This window comes from Roseiarcus sp. (assembly GCF_052145395.1).
Taxonomy (GTDB): Bacteria; Pseudomonadota; Alphaproteobacteria; order Rhizobiales; family Beijerinckiaceae; genus Roseiarcus.
Genome location: NZ_JBKQOT010000009.1, coordinates 1 through 2,912 on the forward strand (window position 1 = coordinate 1; position 2,912 = coordinate 2,912).

Sequence of the window (2,912 nt, forward strand, 5' to 3'; positions counted from 1 at the left end):
CAATCCAAGGCGCGTTGAACTCCGGCCGGAAGGTCACGATCATCAGAGCGCGAAGGGTCCGAATGCGATCCACGATCCGGCTGAGCGCTTCGAGGCTCGTGGGGTCTGACCAATGCGCATCCTCGAAGATTATCAGCACAGGACGAAAGCGCGTCAGAGCCTCGATTTGCGCAACGAGCGCCCGCAGCGTTCTTTGCCGGCGTTGCGCCGGCGCGAATTCGACGGCCGGATAACGTCCGTCGTTCTTCAGCGACAGCATCTCGGCAAAGAGCGAGGCGTCCTCGGCCGGCGTCGACGTGTACGCCAGAAGCGAGCCGAGCTTGTCCAGTTTCGCCTGCGGGGCGTCGTCGTGCGCGAGTCTCGCGGCGCGCTCCATTTCGTCGATGATCGGATAGAGGGCGTCGTCGGTGTGCAGCGCGGCGCAGGAGTAGCGCAGGCGCGTGTGCGGTTCGTTAGCTAGGCGTTCGAGCAGTGCGGCGGCAAGGCGCGACTTGCCTATCCCGGCCTCGCCGGAAAGCAGGACCACCTGACCTTCTCCACTCTTCGCCTTCGTCCACCGCCGCAGCAACAATTCGCATTCTTCTTCCCGCCCGACGAGCGGCGTCAGGCCCATTCCGTGGAGCGCCTCGAAGTGGTTTGCGACCGGACTCGCCCTCAGCGCCGCCCAGACCCGCGCTGGTCTGGCGATCCCCTTGAGGTCCTTCGTTCCTAAATCCTCAAGCTCGAAGAGATTGCCGAGAAGCTCTCTCGTGCCCTCGGCGATGACCACGCTGTCGGGCTCGGCGATCCCCTGCAGCCGCGCCGCGAGGTTCGGAGTGTCGCCGACGACGCCGCGCTCCTGCGCCTCTCCGGACCCAAGAAGATCGCCGACCACCACGATGCCCGTCGCGACTCCGACCCGCACATGCAGCGGGGCGCCCGCCCCCGTGTTGAGCTTGGGCGTAGCGGCGACGATTGCGAGCGACGCGCGCACCGCGTTCTCGGCGTCCTGCTCATGTGCCTGCGGATAGCCGAAGTATGCGAGCACGCCGTCGCCCATGTATTTGGCGACAAAGCCGCAATTTGAGGCGATGACGCCGGCGCAGCACTTGTGATAGGCCGCGAAGACGTCTCGCACGTCCTCGGGATCGAGCCGCGCGGCGAGAGCGGTCGAGCCGACGAGATCGACAAACATCACGGTCAGATAACGGCGTTCGGCGGCGGTCGCTTCCACCATCGCCGCCGCGGCCGAATGCGCGACCGCCGACGTCGCGATGCCTGCGCTCGACAGCTCTTCAATCGCGGCCAGCAGCCTGCGGCGATGCCCCACCGAGATGACGCCAAGATCCTTGAGGTCTTCCGGCGTCAGCTTTCGGAGAACGTCGAAGTCGATGGAATTCTCGCGAAATGCGGCCTCGTACTGACTGAGATCGAGCCCGCGGAGCCAATCGCCGATCTCCATAGCCGCATTCCAAACAGGGCAGCCCAATGATGGGCAATCGGAAATGGCTTGTCTACAGGACCATTTGCCGCTGAGGCCATGGGCGGAATCGGTCTATTCGGACAACGCCGGTCGATATTCGAATCTCTGCGATCTCGCCCGCCCCCAGCGGATCGGCGAACGGTCGCTCATAACCCACTCGTCCCGTACCGGGACCGAAGGGCAGCAAAGGGCCGGTTATGGCCGTTCGCCAGGTCGTCGCGGATTGGCCACTTCTTGGGCACAGCGGTCGTCCAACGAAGCCCGGCGCTCGCGACAAGCGCGACTGCGAGGGCCTGTACCTACTGGCCATTGGTGCAGAAGACGCGAGACAGCGCCCCACTGTCAACGGCTCTCGCAGGTAACTTCCTCGATCACGCGGCGCGGCGTCTTCCCAAGGGTCCGCGGGTCACGTGCACCACAAGCATGTCAGCCGTTCCGGCCGGCCGCGCGACCATCTGGCTGGAGCCACCCAAAGTAGGAGTTCCTTTCCGGCCAGAACCCCCGGGCGGGGGAACGAAATCCCCGCGCGGTCGGCGCTTTAGCTTTAAACTCCGGACGCACTGAACGAGCAAACCGATCCACTTCGTTACGACAATTGGGGGAGGCGTCGCACTTCAATACGCGGTGCCTCACTCACTAACCGACCGCCCAATCGCAACCAACGCCTTCACCGCTCGCGACGGCTGCGGGGCAGACAAAAAAGCCCCGGCCAATCGCTGGTCGGGGCTGCGTCGGATCGGACACCAAGCTTCTCTGTATGCACTCTTGCTGTAGAACTGGGTCCAAACCACGGCACCCCGAAACGCTATTCCTGTTGCGCCGCGGTAGCAAGCGGCTTCTTTTTCGGTGTAGTTTGGACGCATTGGCAGGGCCTTCGAGGTCCGAAGAGCGCGCCGATTGAAGGCGCTCACGAACTCTTCGGATTTCTCACGACCAACGCCAATGCGATCGTTGCGCCCATCCACCCCAAAACGATGCTTGTTATCCTGACCACGCCGGCCGAAGTCGACAGATGGCTTGAATTTGAACGTATGAAGCCGGTTGCGTTCGCCCCTTACCGCCGCCCGCTCTGAGCGCGGCGACCCGTTCCAAAGGTCCTGAGCGTCCATGCCTGTCTTTCGAAACGCCGGAACCGCGTCTGAGACTCCCGGGCCGAAACCCGCAGGTCAATCGATAGGCTGTGCGGCCCATTCGGCCATGCGCCGCCGGGGAGGACGTCCTTCGATCGAACGGAAGCATGTGCGACCGCCGGACGGCGCCGCAGACAGGGTGCGCCGCGGTTTTGCGGCCAGCGATCAAGCTGTGACAAGATGTCGGTTGACCGATGTCAGACGTGCGTCGTTGATGCTCGAACAAGTTAACTTAGACCGAATCGACGACAAGAAACGTTCTGTGCTGGGGAGGCGCCTATGGGTTCGTCTTTTTCTTGCGCGTTGTGCCGCGCTGCGAG

General features: G+C 63.5%; 2 protein-coding genes. Both read right to left on the minus strand.

The window, feature by feature from the left end; translation table 11 throughout:
* Positions 1-1,441 (minus strand): AAA family ATPase (locus tag ACLP25_RS00290; RefSeq protein WP_442467253.1); only part of this gene is annotated, 1,441 nt, incomplete at its 3' end.
* 650 nt (positions 1,442-2,091) lie between these two features.
* Positions 2,092-2,571 carry a hypothetical protein gene (locus ACLP25_RS00295; RefSeq protein ID WP_442467254.1) on the minus strand — a complete coding sequence of 160 codons (480 nt, stop codon included), beginning with the start codon at positions 2,569-2,571 and terminating at the stop codon, positions 2,092-2,094.
* Positions 2,572-2,912: the final 341 nt, after the last annotated feature.